The following is a 17,325-nucleotide window of genomic DNA, read 5'->3' as shown; positions in this document are numbered from 1 at the left end:
CTGCCTCTTGCAGGAGAGTGCGCCCGCCCGGACAGGACGGGCGCGGAGAGCCTCAGAGGTTGATCGACAATCCCTGATACATGTCCGGCGTAACGTAACCGACGGTCGGGTTCTCCATCACCTCAAGCTGCAGTTTGAAGATGCGCGCCGCGTCCTTATCCTTGTTGGCCCACTCGAACCAGATTGGCACCGCGATTTCCTGGAACTTCTGGAGGTCCTCCGGTCCAAGCCGATTGATTTCAATGCCGGCATCCAGGAATTTCTGCCAGGCCTCCATGTCGGCCTTCTGGATGGCCCCGAAATGGACATTGGAATAGACTTGGATTTCGTCTTCCACGAACTTCTTGAGGTTGTCCGGGAGTTGGTTCCAGACATTCATGTTGACGGCAAAGTCCATCAGGTCGACGGGCTGGTATACGGACATCAGACCGGCTGGGCCCATGGAAATGTACTTGGTCACCTGCTGGAACCCGAGCGCCCAGTTTACCGCCGGCCCAGTGTAGTCGGCTGCATCGATCGTGCCTTTCTCCAGCGCGGAGAACACCTCGCCGCCCGGCAGCAGCGTCGTCTTGGCGCCGGCTTTTGCGAATGTCTCGGCGATCATGCCGCCAGGTACGCGCAGCTTCAGGTCTCTGAAATCCTCGATCGAGCGGATCGGTGTCTTTGAGTGGATGATGTTCGGGCCGTGATGAATGCGGTTGACGTAGTAAAGACCTTGTTTCGCATAAAGGTCGCGCGCGGCCTGCAGACCACCTTTCGAATAGAAAAAGATGTCCCATTCGTGCGGATAGCGTAGCCCCATCGTGTAAGAGGAGAGGAACGCCGCAGCGGGAAGCTTACCGGCCCAGTAAAGTGAAAACGAGTTCATCGCTTCCAGAACGCCGTTCTTCACCCCGTCGAGGAGTTCGAAGTCACCAACGATGTCCTTTGCCTTGAACGGCTGAAATTCGAGTTGGCCTCCGGTCTTTTCCTTGATGGTCCCACACCAGCTCTGGAAAGTTTCAAGTCCGACGCCAGCCGGCCACGAGGTTTGAATTTTCCAGATGATTGTGTCAGCGGCTCCTGCCCTTCGAACCCAGGGAGCGGTAACCGTCGTCGCCGTCAGCCCGGCGACAAGTCCGCTCGACTTCAGAAAGCTTCGCCTTGATTTGGAATGCGATTCTCCGTCCATTGTCTTCCTCCCTGTTCGGCAAGCGGACAAACGATAGGCCCACCGCCGGGCTCAAAAACTGAAAACTAATGACACATCCTTTTTGAGGGATCAGCATGCCAGCGCCACGAACGACAGAGAAAGAAACGGCGCAGCATGCAAATGACATAGCGCGACGCAAGCATTTTCAACCACTGCGCGCCCGACCCGTAATATGCTCGTGCGGTTTCAATAAATCCACGGTTTTAGTGGGTTATCGGCTAGTCAACGCGGCGTTCCTTCGGCTTATACGAAGCTCGGTGCGGCTTCCGTCCCTGCTTCTCAAGCCGAAACATTGGCCAGGTGACTGCACTCCATGGTCCTGGTCTGCGTCGAAACGCCAGCGGTGCTGACTGCCGCCTTGGTGGCAAAGGCAATGCAACGGATTTGGAGCGCTGACTGCATTGCGGCTTGGATTTCATTCCAAAGAACTCTCCAACTTCCGGTCGTGCGGCGCTGATCGTGCCAGAACCATAGGATCTGCAGAAATTCGCCGTACTATTCCTCAGAAAAAAGTATGGCGGCAATTTCGCGCGAAGTACTTGAAAAAGCGTGGTGATCCCGACAGGAATCGAACCTGTGACCTACAGATTAGGAATTTGTCAGACGGCCTTTCCTTTGTTTCCAAATGCAGGCCGCTGTACGATTGCGCTGCCGCTAACATATTCAAGTTGTTGTTGTTTTCGTATTGAGCGGCTATGATGGCGTAGACAAACCAACAGATTCAGCCAGATGCAGCACGACGCAATTGCCGTACTAATCCCGTACTAATTTCACGACAGACCTTCGACTCGCCCTTACAGACCGCGCCGTCGCAAGCCTCGAGCCGGCGTCCTCAGACCAATATTTTGCCCGAGACACCGATCTGCCGGGCTTCATGGTGCTCGTGGGCAAACGGCAAAAGACATTCGTTGTTCAGGGTGAGCGAAGGAAGGCGGGGCGGCGCCTTTCCGTCCGAATGAAGGTTGCCGAAGTCGGAGAACTCACAACGCGCGCGGCGCGGGCGAAGGCCAAGGACATTCTCGGCAAGATCGCCAACGGCATTGACCCTCGCGCGTCGACGCGCAAGCCGGGCGGCGATGCTGCCGAGGTTGATTTGCCATCAGAGAGCGAACGCGGTCACGTCATCGAGCACAAGGAGAAACGCAGCGATCTGTCGAAATGGGGAATGACCTGCGGCAGACTTTCCGGACAATCGCCCAGGCTGCAGGCGTTGCGGAGTTGGACGTCCATCTTCTGATGAACCACTCGATCCCGGGGGTTAACGCAGGCTACATCACGCGCAACAAGCTGCTGAAGCGATCACCTGCGACAGCAAAAGGAAGCAATCTCACGTCGGATGCTCGAAGCTGGGCGGTCGCGAGGGAATCAAACGAGGCTTCGCGCCTGACCCGTCCTTCCCAGCAGGCGCCTACTTTCTGAGCTGATGAGCGGCAAGGATTAGCGGCATCAAACGTGTTCGGGAGATCGAGTCGGTAGAGCGCTACCGCCTTTCCCCACACTCGTCGATCTGCCAATTCAAGCTGCGTTGCTGCCGGTGAGCAGAGTCCGCTTGCCGGCGCGCCATATGAAGTACTATAGCAAGGAAAATCGTAAGCGGTGTTTCCGCGCGCCAAAACAAGATCGCCAGAGACGGGCTGTATGGGTCCGGTGACAAGTGTGCGCATGTGAAGTGCCGCGACCCGGCGGGTAGAGAATTCACGTTTAGCTCTCTTTTGGTCCCGCGAATTCTGGAATAAGACATTATATTCGCCAAAATTATACTTTAACTTGAGCTAAAAATTCTTTTTTTATTGCTCGTTCTCATTATTCACGAAGAGCGCGACCCATAGCGGCGTAGACAGGAGCGCTGAGATACTCCCATGCTGACCTCGCTCCAGTTTCGATCATGACCTGCGTGCTCATCCCAGCTTGCAATGCCACAGGCGCTGCTTTCAAAGACTCCGGTCTCAGAACAATTCGAACTGAATAGAAAGCTTGACCGGTCCGAGGGTCAATTAGTCGGTCAGCTGAAAGAGTGCGAACGTCACCGCTCATCGGTTGCTGGTAACGTCTGCTCACAGCGCTCAGCCAAACAGTCGCGTGCAGCCCTACTTTCACCTGATCGACGTCGAGGGGGTCAACGTTCGCGACAACAACGAAGTTGTCCTCTTGAGGGACGATGTCCATTAGCGGCTCTCCGGCCGCTACGACCCCCCCATTCGTGTGGACCTTAAGTCCCACTATGGTGCCTCCGATAGGAGCGCGTATCTCGGTACGCGTCGCCACGTCATCAGCAGCGGCCATTCGCTGCTCGTATTCGTATATTTTGGCGCGTGTTTCTCCGAGTGCCTCGACAATATCGGCCGTCGTCGAGGCGTTAAGTTCGGCGATCTTGAATTTCGTCTCCTCCATCTTTTGCTGGGTCGCGCCGATCGATGCTACATACCCGCTTAGGGCACCTCCCACGTCTGCCTTTTCTCTTTCCAAATCTACAAGGCGTGTCCTGATCACCAACTTCCTTTCATATAGGCTGCGGACATCGCCCAATTGCTCCTCGATTAGCGCCAGTTTCCGAGTAGCCGCTACGACTTGTCCTTCAAAGCCCTCTATCTCCTTCGCCATGCTTCCGGTTGCTTGCTGCAGCAGGGAGAGCTGCTCTCTGAAGAGGTTTTGACGTGTCCGAAAGACACTCTCCTGCCCGGAAACAGCATCCGCTGCCAATTTGCCGGACACTTTCAATTCAGGCGGAATTTCGATCGTGTCCTTTCCATCTCTTTCCGCGACCAAGCGCGCTTCGGTAGCCTTCGCCTCGTACCACTGCGCCTTGATTTCATTTGCAGCGGCCGTCGAAGCGGTGTTTTGCAATCGTATCAACACCTGGCCTGGCGACACGCGATCTCCTTCTTGAGCCAATATCTCTGATATGATGCCGCCTTCGAGGTGCTGAACCGTCTTTACGCTAGACGCGACATTTACTATCCCGGTAGCCACGACCGCACCCTGGATGGGTGCCGCGACAAGCCACATGCCGGTCGCGGTCGAGAAGGCAGCGACTATCGCGAAGCCAGAGATTACTAAACGCCTACCAAACGGCGGCGGATCTTCGGCTTGCTGGGTGCCGGGGTGTTTGGTGCCAAGGGCGAGCGGACCTATCACTTAACGCTCCGCAATTCAGTTTTCCCGAAGCGAACGGGACGAACGGAACCCTCGATGGGCTCAGGCGATCGACCTCCTAGAATCAGTGACCTGTCTACTAGCCCCGCAAGACGCTTGGAATGTCCGGACATGGTGACAATTACTGAACATCCCGACGCCTTCATAAGTCTAACCGTCGCTTCGAGCGTCTTTCTGGAGGAACTGTCCAAATTGGCGAAGGGCTCGTCCAGGACAATAAGCCTCGGCGCGCGAAACAGTGCCCTGGCAAGAGCTACTCGCTTTCGCTCGCTGCCGGATAGCCCGACCGAGTCGTCAAGCAGAGTCTCATAGCCCTGACCCAAACGAATAATAACCTCGTGTATCCCAGCAATTTTTGCTGCGGAAACTACGTCGTCGATAGAACTTTGTTGAAACCGCGCAATATTTTCCGCGACGGTTCCCTCGAAAAGTTCAACGTGCTGAGGCAAGTAGCCAATTACCTCAGCTCTCACATAGTCAGGAAGCCGGGTGATGTTCATGTCCCCCAAGCGGATTTGACCGGTGCGTGGCTTGAGCAGACCTAGCAGAAGACGGGAAAGCGTTGTCTTGCCCGTTGCTGCGCGCCCGATGACCAACAGCAATTCTCCCGGCGCGAGGGCAAGCGACAGTTTCCTGAATACATCACCCCTCGATCCAGCATGCCTGAACGTGACTTCATCGAGGACCAACGAGCCTTGCGACGTTCCAGGAAGCAATGGCGGCTCTATGTCCGATGGTTTGACAAGTTCCGCCTTAATTTTGAAGTATGCTTCGCGCGCTTCCCTTAGACTTCTGAACTCCCGAGCCGCCTTTTCCACCATTCTATAAGCGAATCTAGCAATAAGCCGTGCTGCAAACAGCCCACCGAGCGATGCCCCGTCGTTCAGGAACAGCCAGACGCCCGATGCCAGCAGGACTATGGACAACCCGCGGTTAAGCGCCCGGATCACCGAATCAAGGCTCGATCCTCTGGCGTTAAGCCGATCCCGTTGCAAGAAGCCGTCCACTCTGTTCCTGCCCCACCGACCAACGATCGCGTCTGCCATTGCGAAGGCGCCGACCACGTCTTTGTGCCTCTCCGCGGAGACCAACACATCTTTCGCTTGCTTGGCAGCATCACGTTCGGCTTGGCGGGGTTCTCGTGTGAGCTTTTCCTTGAGCAGACTTATGCAGATCAGCAAGACCATGCCTGCCAACGCGATCAGGCCGAGAATCGGATGGATAAGGTATACGCACGACAGAAAAACGGGGGCCCAGAACACGTCGAGCCAGGCGGATAGCCCTCGCTCGACGAAGCTGGAGACCTTTTCGATACTGGTCAAGATAGGCGGATTGGCGGCGCCTGCAGTCAATCCGGCCTTCACGGATTGGCTGGTCAACTGGTGCTCGATCCAGATGCCCCATCGGGAAAGCATACGCCGGCGGATAGTTTCCAGCGCAGCGCCAGCTACCAGCGCGAGCAAGGCAGCCAAGGTCAGAACGACCAAGGTTTCTACGCTGCGGCTGGAAATGACTCGGTCGAATATTTGTATGAGATAAAGCGGACCAGCAAATCGGAGTGCATTGATAAACACACCGAAAACTACTATGGCGGCAAACCCAGGAACCGATCTTCGCCACATTTCGCTGAGGGGCGCACTGTACCGCGGGCCGCGTGTTCTCACCAAGGCCACCGTCTTTCACGCCCGCCCAAGCGGGGCATGCTGGTCGGCACCCTCGTTGAAAATCCCTGAGAAATTCATGATCATCTCGTCCAAATCGTCATGAGGGCTGAACGCAGGCCCTGCATGAACATTTTGCTGATCAACTGCCTGCAACATCGACCAAGCTCCGCTCACGAGATTATCCATTCGGGTGGCGGACAGAGGAGGGCACCCGAGGGCTTGGACCAGGCTGCCCAGAGATGACTTGAGGGCCCTACGGGTTTTTGCCAGCACTGCCGCTTCGATCAATTCAGCCGGCGCCTGAATCGACATAAATAAGGGGTTCGAGCCAGGCGATAGCATCTCGGGCAGAGTGACGGAGACGCTCCCAAAGGGACTGGGCCATGTCGCCCTGCTGTCGCCGCCGGGCCTCGGACCAGGTGTTTCTCCCAACTCTGCCTGAACCAGTTCGTGCGCGAGTTTCCCCAGAAAATCAAGTCGCAGCTGGGAAGAATGGGCTCGACCCTGGCCGAGGGCTACCATTGGATTTGGGGAGTCAGCAATACGCCGAAGATATGGGTTATTACCCTGCCCGTTAGCTAATTTTTCAGAAGCGCGGGCCTTTAGAACGGGGCTGAGCGCCCCATCCTGGAGCTCCCATGGGGAATAGACATGCAGGCCTGTGGCTTCCTCAGCCTCCCTCACTCCCAGCGGCGATCGGCCGATCCTGCCGCTAATTGCAAGTACCTTGTGGCCAGCAGCGCGGAGGGTATCAACTCCATACTTTGCGCCCATCGCGTCATAAGAAGCGAAAATGGCGCCAAGAGCCATGCTACGAAATGATTCAGCCAGAATTAGCTCGGAAGTTTCCTTCTGCTGCAGCCCGTCGGCGATCTCAATAACGGCGACATCACATCCATTTTCAGCGGCATGGTTCAGTAGGCGGAACGCGCCCTTTTCGATCAATTCTACAGGGGCTAAATACGTCGTTGCAAATCCTGCATCTGTGAAATCAAGAACAATGTCGGCTCCGGCATCACGTACAATCCAGGTGTCGCCACCCGAGCCGGTTCCAGTAATTTTCAGTGCCGCGACCTTCAGTCCCGCCTTTTTGAACCCTCGGACCAATGACGTTGCCGTCAATGTCTTGCCGGCGTTCATTGACGTCCCAAGCGACAGAACAATCGGCAGGGAAGGGGGCAAATCGTCGGAGCTGACCTTGTAATCCCACACGTTTAGCCGGCGACCGAACTTGTCGCCAATCAGGCCGAGAGGGGTGATCTTGGTTGGCGCCAGCATGCGAGCATGCCTGGAAAGCTCACATGCCGCGATGCCTCCCCCCGCTACCAAGTCGCACGGCCCCAGATCGGGGCCTATTACGGCCTCGAACTGGTCAGGAGCATACCTGTTTCCATAACAGAGGATTATCTCATCTCCGCGAAACATGATCGCTTTTCGCCCGCAGATGAGCTCCAGTCTGCTGTGATTGCCGAGTTCATCAACGCGCGCCAAAACAAGATCGCCAGCGACGGGCTGTATGGGCCCGGTGACGAGTGTCCGCATGTGAGATGCCGCGACCCGGCGGGTAGCGAACGCGCGTTTAGCTCTCTTCAGGCGCCCGCGCTTAATTCTTGAAACGGACATGACCCCCCCCCAGCTTATACTTGGATGGCATTTAAAAGTCTTTTTTCTGTTCGATGTTATAAGCTTAAATCATTTTTATGCTTATCTCCGCTTGCAATCGATTATTAAATAAGCAATATGATTAGATAACTAGTGTTAGATAACCAATATGATTAGATAACTAGCATTAGATGCATAAAATACATACCCAAGCTGACGTCTTGCAACGGCTATTAACACTATAATGTCTGGATCTCTGCCATTCGAATGCATGACGACATCTCCCCGCGAGGCCACATACCATCCAGCTGCATTGTCCGGATCAGGCCGGCGGGAGAATAAGAACGCGACTTCCGGATGCTGCGGCCATAGCGTTTAGGCCGACTGAACGCGGGGGATCAGATATAAAGCGTGCTTAAATGTGGTGGAATGCGCCACATCTTCGCCCCTTCACATCGGGTCTTGCCGAAGCCGCTCATGCCCATCGATGCGGTGCCCGTTTCGAGATGCATTTGAAGTGGCTGCAGCGGAAGCGTGGTCAGGAAGTCTGTATTGTGGGAGACGGCCGAAAAGCAGGCGGGGCGTGAACATCCGGGGGTCAAAAGTGGGGTTATGGTCAACCTATCTGAAGAGTTGGGAAAAATCGAGATTACCAGTTTTAAAGTGCTATCGGGACTGAATGTGCATAGCACGAACACGGTGGTCAAATTAACCCTGAATGTCGGGCGGCCAGCGGGTTCTCGCATCTCCGATTTTACTGCGCCGGCTCGCTCAGCGCTGTCCGAAATGTTCCCCGGTTGTGCACAAGACGCTTTGGTCCCTCAGTACATCGCCGATGCAATCCTGTCCGCTGATCTTGAGCTTCGCCGCGCGATGAATTTTTATTCGTTTTCGCCGATGGCGTCGCTAGTAGGCGATCCGTCCGAAAGCCATCTTGCGATCGTTTGGGAGTCGGATGACCCGCAGATGTCGCGCGCGGCTGCTTCGGCTGTCGTTGAAGCGGTTGGTGAGGCGGCGCAAGGCGAGGACGGGGCACCGAAATACGCTCAGGCGCGGGAGCTAAACCTGGAAAGGGCAAAGAAACGGCGTCTTTCAAATTCGACCGCTGTGCTGGTAGCTGCAGCTAAGAGAAATCGCATCCCGTTCGAGTTCGTTGCCCGTAACCACCTTCGCCTTGGCCAAGGCAAGCACCAGAAGCAGCTGTTCTCAACAATATCGGGTTCTACATCGTTTGCGTCGGCGAAAGTGGCCTTGGACAAAAGGCTGGGCAATAGACTTTTGGCGCAAGCGGGGATCCCAGTACCCCGTCAAATTACCGTTCGCACCAAATCTGAGGCCGTCGCTGCCGCCAAACAGCTGGGCAAGACCGTGGTGGTCAAACCGGCTCAGGGAAATCAGGGGCGGGGAGTTTCGGTTAAACTGCGGGGACGCCGTGCAGTTGAGGCTGCATTCGACATAGCGCACGACATACCTCACTCAGAGCGGTATGGCGTCTTGGTTGAGCAGTTCATCGCCGGCCCGGAATTTCGAGCGACAGTCGTTGACTCTCATCTCGTGGCAGCGGTCATGTGTTGCCCCTCCCAAGTCATTGGCGACGGTGAAAAAACGATACTCGACCTGATCGATGATTTGAATCGAGAACCGGACAGGGACGGGAGACGTCTTTCTCCTGTAGAAATTGACGATGAGCTGCTGCGGCATCTAGCCTTGCATCGTCTTACGCCGGAGTCCGTCCCAATTTCCGGGCAGCCTTTGGTTCTCCGGCCTACCGGTCACCTCGCCCGTGGAGGCATCCCGGTCGATGTTACAAGCTCCGTTCATCCGGATAACAAGCAACTGTGCGAGCGCATCGCCAAGGTCATCGGCCTCAGTATTGCCGGGATAGACCTCATCATGCCCGACATTGCAAGATCTTACAAAGAGGTCGGGTGCACTGTCATCGAGGTAAATGCACGGCCGGGGATCGAGTTTCATCTTTGGCCGCGAGCGGGGATCTCGAGAGATGTGAGTGAGATAATCCTGGCCAATATGTACAATGAGCCGGGCTCATCGGAAATCGCCACCGTACTCGTCATTGGCGATCGACACACTGGTGCGGTGGCGACAGCAATCGATCATCGGTTCCAGGCGGAAGGGCGAAGAGTTGGTCTCTTGTCGAAAAGAGGCGCTTACATCAACACTGTACCCCAGGAATTTGGCCGGCGGACAACCCCGCAAATGCTGGCCAGAGACCCGTTCCTGGAAGCCCTGGTTTATGCAGCCTCTCCAGACAGACTTTGGGCGAGCGGTCTTTGTCTGGGTGCCTGCCGTGCGGTCTCGATGACTCGAACGGATGCAGATAATGGTACAGTTCTCGAAGATCTCGCTCAGCGGGTGTTGCAGTGCGGCAACCAGGGTTATTTCATTGTCAACAGCGAAGATGAATGGCCCCGCCGTGCGCTGTCGACCTTGCCGACTACGCGGCTAATATTGGTCAGTTCCGAGCCTGATATTGATACCGACCTACGTCGGCACCTACAGAGTGGTGGTTTGGTTCTAACTTTGAGATGGAGCACTGACGGATCGGGCACCAAAATGGCGCTTGTGTCGAGATCTGGTGAGCTAGCCGCGGAACCCGTCGCATCTATGTCTCAGTCGCGGCCACCGCAAATAAGGGCTGCCATGCACGCAATGGTAATGTCGTATTTGGCAAAAAAGGATGGCTGGTTCGATGAAGTGCCCCCGGTTCCTTCGGTTCGGCCTGAGACGAACGACGTTCGATAGCAGTAATGAGTTTATCGATTCTGCTGAAACAAAGGAGAGTAAAGTTATGGATACTGTTTCGCCAACTGCCACACCGATTGTTTCGCTAAATGATGCGGCGACACTGGTTGCTTTGACCTTGAAACGCACCACAAACAAAGCGGGACAGCCGCGAACCCGTTCAAGAATGTCGTACAAGACATTCAGGCGCCTAACTGGACGGCGTGTCGGCGGGGCAGCGTTCGTGAAAGGCTTCACGGAGGAATTGTTGAAGCTAGGCTGGCTGATGGTCCGTATGCCATCGGCTTACGGCTTCGTGCGCGCCGCCTCCCTCGACAAATGGCCTTTGTCAAAATCGAAGATGGCGGCGGAAGAACTGAAGCTGATCAGGGAGGGATCTCTGGCGAAGGCGCTGGACAACGCTCGGGAAGAGCTTGGTGAATCAAGTGACGTCCACAATTCGTCGGACAACGGTGAGCTAACGGCGATGGCCGGAAGCGCAGCAAACGGGAAAACAAGAAGAAAAGAGCGGCTGGCGAGGGGTCAGTAGACCCAAGTCGCAGCGCATTAATCTGTCCCCGACGCGAATTCGGGGCACGTAGATCATAAGGATTTGTGAGGCCTGGATGAACGATCGATCTGTCTGGAGCGCAGAAGAGATCATCCGGGTAACGGGGGGAAGATGGCACATCGAGCCAAGCCTCGGATCAGTGTACACGAGGGTGACCTTTCCTGTCCGTTATGTTCAGGAACGTGCCGTTCTATTGCACGTGGTGGGTCGTGGGTGGCCCACCAAAAGTATTGATGGGTCTGGGCAGCACCGTTCGAATATAGATGAGCTAATCCTTAGATTTGGTTCTGTACCAGGTCTCCTGATCGTGACGTCTGAGGTACCTACGACCAAGACCGATTTGCCGGTCTTGGTCGTAGAATCCACGTACGAATCCTTGTTTGCAATGGCCGAGCACCGACGAGCTAGCTTCTCCGGTAGAATTGTTGCAATCACAGGTACTGCTGGAAAAAGCTCGACGAAAGATTTTCTTGGAGCACTTCTAAATATAAAAGGACCTACTTACGCGTCTGTCGGAAACTGGAATACTGTTGAAGGAATTGCGTTCAATTTGGCCAACCTGTCGTCCGAGGACGAATTTGCAGTGATTGAGGTCAGTGGAGGAGCGATTTTAGGCATGCGCGGTCGCTCTGCTGTAGAAATGGTTAGGCATCATGACGCCATCATAACTTCTATTGGGGTAAACCTTACGTCGCGAACACCGACTGCTGAAAGTGTTGCGGCGGTGAAATCAAAATTATTTTCAGCCCTACCAGATGACGGTCGTGCATATCGTCCATTCGAAATCCAATGCCACGAAATTCTCGATGCAGCGGCCGATGGCAGGCAATTGACAATAATCGGCCAGCTGAACGCAGGAGCAATCGCAATAAATTTGCTTCGTTCTGGTGTTGCTTCGAGCCTCATTAGTATATCTTGCGGCTCTAAATCCGATGAAGCCGATGTGTCAGTCGTCGGATCGGGTCAACTAAGTAACTTATCACTGGCTGCGCAGTGCGCTTCGGATTTTGGTTTACCTTTCAGTGAGTTGGTCGAGGGCATATCCCACTTGAAAATGGCGCGTCGGAAGATGGAGTCGCACACGACGACGATTGAACAAATGCGCGTTTCTTTTCTCGACGACTCCCACAATGCTACGCTGGTATCATTCCGGAGTGCATTAGATCATGTGCAAATGAACAAGCATTGTGTGTCGAGGATCGTGATAATAGTTGGTAAGATTGTTCATATAGAGGGTATGGAGATCACTGTCTACGATACACTAGCCGAAGAAATCTGGCGCCTTTCGCCATTTTCAGTAGTCTTGTTCGACAATGGATTAGAGCAGCTTGCGGATGCCTTGAGATGTTATGGCGTGAATGCAGTCGAGTCGAGCGACCCCGTGCACGTAGTTTCGCTTATACGTTCGTCGCTTGTCGATAACACCCTAATTTTTCTAAAAGGGTCGCATAGGGGAACCCGAATACGCGAACTGTCTCAGGTTATTCGAGACAGATTGTGGCCCCTGCAGTAGGCGGTGCAGGTATGGCCATTGGCTCTGTCTACGTCTGGGAGCGTTGCGATTCGGACCTTACTGGCGGGCGGGTCCATTTGAGCAAGGTTGAACTACCCTTTCTAGACGCAAACGCCGCAGGGCCAGGAGGCCTGCTCGGGCGGTACGTGGATGTGATTGGCAATGGTTCCCCGGCCGGATTGCCAGTGGCAGAGATGCGCTGGTCAACTGGCCGGAAGAGCGAAACTCTGCCGGACGAACACGGCAACTATGTTTTCAACCCTTTTGGGGGCGGAATTCTTGGTGGACAGGAAGGTTATGATGCTGCCGGACGCTTCGGTCAGGTCAACGTCTACTATCACATCTCGTTGATGGCTCAGCGCATGAACGAGGTGCTTCGTTCACTTGGGGAGAACCCCTTGCCGAAGGTCAGGGCGGTCATCAATGCGTACCAGCCGAAGAGAGACGGCCGGGCTGCGCAGAAGGATGCCGCCGGCTGGGGGCCCGTCAAGGGAGCCAAGTACCGATATCCCGCAAGAATGGAAAATCTCGACCGTTTTTCGATTCCGGTTTGTGGGGAATTGCTGTTTGGGCCGGGGCTTTCCGTCACCACGGAAGGGTGGCTGCCACGAATTTCAGGCGGCGCTTATCTCTGTGGCCCATCCCACAATGCCAGTTTCATATATCAGGCATTCGCACTTCACGTGCTGCGCCACACCGCTGACATCCAAGCTGATCGGCTGCATGCGCCGTGCACCAGTTTCAGCAGGCCGGGCGCGCTTGAGTACGCCCTGAGCACGTACCTGGCGGCCTCGATGCTCTCGACGCCCCACATATGGTGCTGGCATCTCCGCCACGATGCAGAGTTCGTACCCTCTGATACTCTTGCCAATGATTCCCACTTGGACGATGCCGCCATGCCGGCAGCGGAGGCGCTGGTCGCGCGGGTCATGGCGGGGGCAATGTGGGATTTGCACAAGGCCTTTCCCGGAGACGAGCGTACCTGCACTTCATTAGTTATCGCTGCCCTTTTGGCGATGGGTCGACTTTCTGACAGTCCGTACGCCCCCTCCCGGGCTCGAACTCGCGCCATCAGGTCGTCTCCCGAGAATTTTGCCTCTTGTTTGCTTCATGTGGACCGAACGAGATTCCGCAGCCGCTACGAAACGCTGATCCGCAATGTATTTCAGAGGCGTGGGGTAGGCTTTAGTTTTGATGCACTGCAACCTTCGGTTCCGCCACTTCCTTATCGGTTGAGTGAGTCCGAAGACGTCCAGCGCCACGTAGCAAGAATTCGCGAAACATTTGCAGAGGTCATAATTCCGGACGACACCGATCTGATAGACCCCGACCAACTTGAACTGTTCCTCTCCTCGTCCGCCAGCGCCCCTTACAATCTGGTAGCGGTCGGAGACGTCATGACGGGAATGCGGATGCGGCATCGTATCCGGAAATTCGGCCCCGACTATCCTTTCGCCTGGGTCCAGCCGATCTTCCGGCGCTGCGCCTTGATAACAGGAAATCTTGAAGGGCCGTTCTCCTCTAACTCCGAGAAAGCAGAGACCACTCGGAACTACTCATACAAGGTCGATCCCAAGTCAGCCTTTGTCTTGCGCCGTGCTGGGTTCGCCGCGATGACCATCGCGAACAATCACATTCAGGATTGCGGTCGAGGTGGCGTCCTTGAGACGCTCGACACTTTGGAGCGACACTCCATCAAACCGTACGGCGGTGGCCGGAACCAGGATACCGCGCACGATCCAGCGATTTTTGATGGCGTGGATATCCGGATCGGACTTCTCGGATACTACTGGAACCGTCGAACCGCGGCCCGGGGCGACATGCCTGGCTCCGCACAAGACCTACCCGAGTTCGTCGAGCGGGACCTCGCACGACTGCGTCCGCTGGTCGATCGGATCGCCGTGATGGTGCATTGGGGTATACCGTACCAGCGCCAACCTACCGAGGAAGACCGCATGAAAGCACGGCGGTTTATCGACCTGGGAGCTGATGCAGTCATAGGCCATCATCCGCACATCCTCCAGCCGGTCGAAATCTATAAAGGCCGGCCGATATTATACAGCGTTGGAAATCTCGCTTTTGGATCTGGAAACAGCAAGGGTGAATGTATCCTGCCATGCTTTCGCTTTGGCATAAAAAAAATAGATTTGGATATTTATCCTACCTACGTTCAAAATCGGGATCCTCGCGTTGATTACCAACCAAAAGTGATGGGCGGAGCGGCTGGCCGCGCGACAATCGACCGGTTGCTCGCGCTGTCGCCTGGACTCGCCGATATAGCCGCAACCGTCCAAGACAGATGCCTTAGATTATCTATTCCCGCGTGCTGAGGTCAATGGACGCGCGTCCATGTTTAGCTCAGGGGCCTCGATTCTCACGGCGCTTTCGGGGATTTTGCCTGGGGCCAGATATGCTGAAACGAAGTCTTTACCAATTGGTCGTTTTTGTTTTGTTTAGCTGCCACTAATACGCTATCCACTCGTGGCTGATTGTCCATAGGAGCGACAGGTGCGATTCTTAATCCGTCTGTTAGTCGCAGCCATCCTGGGCTGTGGCTTGATGCATTCAGGCTTGGCCCTTGCCTGGAAAGTCGGCAAGGGTTCGACCTCAGCAACCGTCAATGGGACGAAGTTGACGGTATACACCTATCACCCCAAGTACTGCAGCAACCCATCGATCCTCTTCGTTTTTCATGGGGTGGGTCGGACTGCTTCATCTTATAGAGACTATGCGCAACCTCTTGCGGATCGAAACTGTATGATCGTCTTTTCGCCGCTATTCGATGAGGAGCGCTTCCCTAGCTGGAAGTACCAGCGGGGTGGGGTCATTCACTACAGCGTGATTCAGCCGAAGGATCAATGGACGGTTGGATATGTAAAGGGCCTCGTGAGCTGGGCGAGAGTGCGGGAGGGCTTACCGGCAGCCCCCTATTATCTGTTTGGACACTCGGCGGGAGGGCAATTCATATCCCGCGTGGCGGCATACTCTCTTGCTGATGGGAATAGACTGGTGGTCGCCAATCCGTCCACTTATGTGCTGCCGTCGCTGGCAGAGGCCGCTGCCTACGGGTTCGGCTGTGCGCCTTCGTCCAACGGGCCGCAATGCTTATACAGTTCCACAGAAGTAACGCAGCAATTAAAGGCTTATCTAGCGCTGCCAATGACGATCTACCTCGGAGAGGACGATACAGGTGATGAGAATTTGAGCGAAAGCGCCGCTGCTATGCGTCAGGGAGCGACACGCTTGGAAAGGGGTGAGTTCACATTTGAGCTGGCGCAAGCTGTCGCGACGGCTAATGGGTGGCCATTAAACTGGCGCCTGCTGATTTTGCCTGGTGTCGGACATTCGGCAAGTGACATGTTGCGGTCCGATCAGGCTGAGCAAGCCTTTGGTCTTAAATGAGAAAACAGCAGCTGGGATCAGGTTCCTCTGATAGTTAATTTTTTCAATCCGTCGCTCGGCAAATCGGGCTCTGGTCGAGAATAATCCAAATTATCTTCGATCTTGAGTGTTCTCCAGAAGAGGGCATTTTCCATGCGGAAGCTGAAAGATCTGGTGCTCAACCAGCGGGGGACCTTTGCCGTAACGACCGCCTTGCTGGCTGTGCCACTAAGCTTGGCCTTGGGCCTCAGCATAGACTTTACCAATGCCGCTTCCTGGAAATCCAAGCTGCAGGAGATGGCCGATTCGGCGGCTCTTGCTGCTGTCGAGAGCGATGGAGGAAACGAAGAAGCCGTCCACGCCGCGAAGAATTGGGCGCTGGCCAATGGCTCCTTCGTGACCGGCGCTGTCGTTGGGGTGAGCATCACCACTCCTACTGCTGGGACGCGAGAGGCGGCGGTTGAAATCTCAGCTGGAATGCCAACCGCTTTCATGAGTCTTGCTGGAATTCGGAGTATTAACCTTCACGTGGCGGCAACGGCCCGAAAAGCCGCGCCAGATTATTGCTTCTATGTCCTCGATCCTGCCTCAAATGGAGCGCTGACGGTAATGGGTTCCGGGGGCCTTTCGGTGCCAAATTGCGGTATCCAAGTGAATTCCTCCAGTCCAAGGGCGCTGAGGCACGATGGAACCGGAAAGTTCATCGCCAGGGAAATCTCTGTAGTGGGCAATTACCAAGGCGGCGGTTACACCATCGTCCCGAAAACCAACCAACCTCTGCTCGCCGACCCGCTTGTCAATATACCAGAGCCCGTTCCTCCGAACGGTTGTGATTACAGCAATCAGATGCTTTCCGATGTTACCATTCCGGCCGGCCGGGTGTTCTGTGGAAACATCGACCTCAATGGAAATGTCGTACTTTCTCCCGGAGTTCACTATCTTCAAAACGCAACAGTGAGCATTGGCAGCTATATGAATCTCTCGGGCGACGAAGTCACGATATTCGTCGACTCCGGGTCAAGCATTATTCAGGCAGCTGGCCCAGGGGGCATAAGGATTTCGGCTCCCACGAGCGGCATTTACGCTGGCATCGCTATCTTCGGGTCACGCACAGTTACGCCCTCTGTGCCAACGGTCTCGTTATCCGGAAACAAAAACTACTTAATTGAAGGGGCTATCTACCTGCCCCACCATCGTTTTCGGATGAGAGGGACAAAAGACCTGAAGTCGACTGCCAATTCAGGTTGGATTGTTGCCTGGCAATTTTTCTATGGTGGCAACTCGAGTGTGGCCCTGGACTGGTATGGTGCGACTCCGCCGAAAGGCCTTGGAGACTTAGGAATAGTGCTCCTTCGCTGAAGCAATACTGATGTCAGTGCTCGGCACAGGGCTATATCTTTGTTGTTGCTGCATTGGGCTCGGACCAACCAACCATTCCCGGCGGCTGCCGTTATATGCATGGCCGAAATGACCGAGCGGGCATGACTGTGCGCAGCTCTTCGGTTGG

10 protein-coding genes and 1 pseudogene are annotated in these 17,325 nt (G+C 55.2%); 7 read left to right on the top strand and 4 right to left on the bottom strand.

All coding sequences use genetic code 11. The annotated features are described in order from the left end of the window. Positions 1 to 52 precede the first annotated feature (52 nt). On the bottom strand, positions 53 to 1,171 hold the full coding sequence (gene dctP / locus NKJ20_RS23760; RefSeq protein WP_352747416.1) for a TRAP transporter substrate-binding protein DctP: 1,119 nt from the start codon (positions 1,169 to 1,171) through the stop codon (positions 53 to 55). 826 nt (positions 1,172 to 1,997) lie between these two features. On the opposite strand from dctP, the pseudogene NKJ20_RS23755 reads away from it, so the two are divergent. Further along, a pseudogene (locus NKJ20_RS23755) lies at positions 1,998 to 2,429 on the top strand (integrase arm-type DNA-binding domain-containing protein); the annotation flags it as partial. 566 nt (positions 2,430 to 2,995) lie between these two features. On the opposite strand, the gene NKJ20_RS23750 reads toward NKJ20_RS23755, so the two are convergent. The 3 genes from NKJ20_RS23750 to NKJ20_RS23740 all read right to left on the bottom strand — a co-directional run bounded on the left by NKJ20_RS23750 (position 2,996) and on the right by NKJ20_RS23740 (position 7,551). Further along, complete coding sequence (locus NKJ20_RS23750) at positions 2,996 to 4,327, bottom strand: HlyD family type I secretion periplasmic adaptor subunit (protein WP_352747414.1); 1,332 nt, start codon at positions 4,325 to 4,327, stop codon at positions 2,996 to 2,998. Next, complete coding sequence (locus NKJ20_RS23745; protein WP_352747413.1) at positions 4,324 to 5,919, bottom strand: ATP-binding cassette domain-containing protein; 1,596 nt, start codon at positions 5,917 to 5,919, stop codon at positions 4,324 to 4,326. The genes NKJ20_RS23750 and NKJ20_RS23745 overlap by 4 nt, the downstream gene beginning before the upstream one ends. A gap of 105 nt (positions 5,920 to 6,024) precedes the next feature. Beyond that, positions 6,025 to 7,551, bottom strand: a complete 1,527-nt coding sequence (locus NKJ20_RS23740; protein ID WP_352747411.1) for a hypothetical protein — start codon at positions 7,549 to 7,551, stop codon at positions 6,025 to 6,027. A gap of 612 nt (positions 7,552 to 8,163) precedes the next feature. Between NKJ20_RS23740 and NKJ20_RS23735 the strand changes: the two genes are divergently transcribed. From NKJ20_RS23735 to NKJ20_RS23710, 6 genes are all read left to right on the top strand, one after another. Continuing rightward, a complete protein-coding gene (locus NKJ20_RS23735; RefSeq protein WP_352747408.1) occupies positions 8,164 to 10,374 on the top strand; it encodes an ATP-grasp domain-containing protein in 2,211 nt (736 codons plus the stop codon). A 46-nt stretch (positions 10,375 to 10,420) separates the two neighbouring features. After that, positions 10,421 to 10,903, top strand: coding sequence for a hypothetical protein (locus NKJ20_RS23730; RefSeq protein ID WP_352747405.1), 483 nt, complete (start codon positions 10,421 to 10,423; stop codon positions 10,901 to 10,903). A 76-nt stretch (positions 10,904 to 10,979) separates the two neighbouring features. Continuing rightward, positions 10,980 to 12,437 (top strand): Mur ligase family protein, encoded by a 1,458-nt coding sequence (locus NKJ20_RS23725; protein WP_352747403.1) that lies wholly within the window; start codon positions 10,980 to 10,982, stop codon positions 12,435 to 12,437. A 77-nt stretch (positions 12,438 to 12,514) separates the two neighbouring features. Next, entirely contained in the window at positions 12,515 to 14,767 is a 2,253-nt protein-coding gene (locus NKJ20_RS23720) for a CapA family protein (protein ID WP_352747400.1), read from the top strand. A 427-nt stretch (positions 14,768 to 15,194) separates the two neighbouring features. Further along, positions 15,195 to 15,839 (top strand): alpha/beta fold hydrolase, encoded by a 645-nt coding sequence (locus NKJ20_RS23715; RefSeq protein WP_352747397.1) that lies wholly within the window; start codon positions 15,195 to 15,197, stop codon positions 15,837 to 15,839. 132 nt (positions 15,840 to 15,971) lie between these two features. Further along, on the top strand, positions 15,972 to 17,177 hold the full coding sequence (locus NKJ20_RS23710; protein WP_352747396.1) for a TadE/TadG family type IV pilus assembly protein: 1,206 nt from the start codon (positions 15,972 to 15,974) through the stop codon (positions 17,175 to 17,177). The last annotated feature ends 148 nt before the right edge of the window (positions 17,178 to 17,325 follow it).

It is taken from the genome of Mesorhizobium sp. M0185, assembly GCF_040322175.1.
In the GTDB taxonomy this organism is placed as follows: Bacteria; Pseudomonadota; Alphaproteobacteria; order Rhizobiales; family Rhizobiaceae; genus Mesorhizobium.
The sequence above is the reverse complement of the archived record's forward strand: the minus strand, read 5'-3'. Positions and strand labels throughout refer to the sequence as shown.

Bases quoted from the DNA above. Each gene is read 5' to 3' on its own strand.
- NKJ20_RS23710 (WP_352747396.1), top strand. From the start codon at position 15,972: ATGCGGAAGCTGAAAGATCTGGTGCTCAACCAGCGGGGGACCTTTGCC.
- dctP (WP_352747416.1), bottom strand. From the start codon at position 1,171: ATGGACGGAGAATCGCATTCCAAATCAAGGCGAAGCTTTCTGAAGTCG.
- NKJ20_RS23725 (WP_352747403.1), top strand. From the start codon at position 10,980: ATGAACGATCGATCTGTCTGGAGCGCAGAAGAGATCATCCGGGTAACG.
- NKJ20_RS23730 (WP_352747405.1), top strand. From the start codon at position 10,421: ATGGATACTGTTTCGCCAACTGCCACACCGATTGTTTCGCTAAATGAT.
- NKJ20_RS23740 (WP_352747411.1), bottom strand. From the start codon at position 7,551: ATGCGGACACTCGTCACCGGGCCCATACAGCCCGTCGCTGGCGATCTT.
- NKJ20_RS23715 (WP_352747397.1), top strand. From the start codon at position 15,195: ATGATCGTCTTTTCGCCGCTATTCGATGAGGAGCGCTTCCCTAGCTGG.